General features: G+C 56.2%; 1 pseudogene. It reads right to left on the bottom strand.

The window, feature by feature from the left end:
• Positions 1-635: pseudogene (locus HX875_RS32580) on the bottom strand (IS3-like element ISSen4 family transposase); the annotation flags it as partial.

Here is a 635-nt window from a genome sequence, read left to right as displayed (position 1 = left end):
GACCGTCAGGCATTCCTTTGTGAAATCATCGACGCAGGTAAGACACTTGATCCTGCGACCGGTGGAAAGTGCGTCCATGACGAAATCCATCGACCAGGTCAGATTGGGCGCCGCCGGACGGAGCAGCGGCAGACGTTCTGTTGCCAGCCCTTTACGACGTCTTCTGCGTTTTACGCCCAGGCCACTGAGGTGATAAAGCCGGTACACGCGCTTATGATTAACATGAAGCCCTTCACGGCGCAGCAACTGCCAAATACGACGGTAGCCAAAACGCCTGCGCTCCAGTGCCAGCTCAGTGATGCGCCCTGATAAATGCGCATCAGCAGCCGGACGGTGAGCCTCATAGCGGCAGGTCGACAGGGATAAACCTGTAAGCCTGCAGGCACGACGTTGCGACAGACCGGTCGCATCACACATCAACATCACGGCTTCCCGCTTCTGGTCTGTCGTCAGTACTTTCGCCCAAGAGCCACCTGAAGCGCCTCTTTATCCAGCATGGCTTCGGCAAGCAGCTTCTTGAGTCTGGTGTTCTCTTCCTCAAGCGACTTCAGGCGCTTAACTTCAGGCACCTCCATACCGCCATACTTCTTACGCCAGGTGTAAAACGTGGCATCGGAAATGGCATGCTTGCGGCA

The sequence above is a fragment of the Pseudomonas yamanorum genome (genome assembly GCF_013386765.1).
Taxonomy (GTDB): Bacteria; Pseudomonadota; Gammaproteobacteria; order Pseudomonadales; family Pseudomonadaceae; genus Aquipseudomonas; species Aquipseudomonas yamanorum_A.
This window is presented reverse-complemented; position numbering and strand designations above follow the sequence as displayed.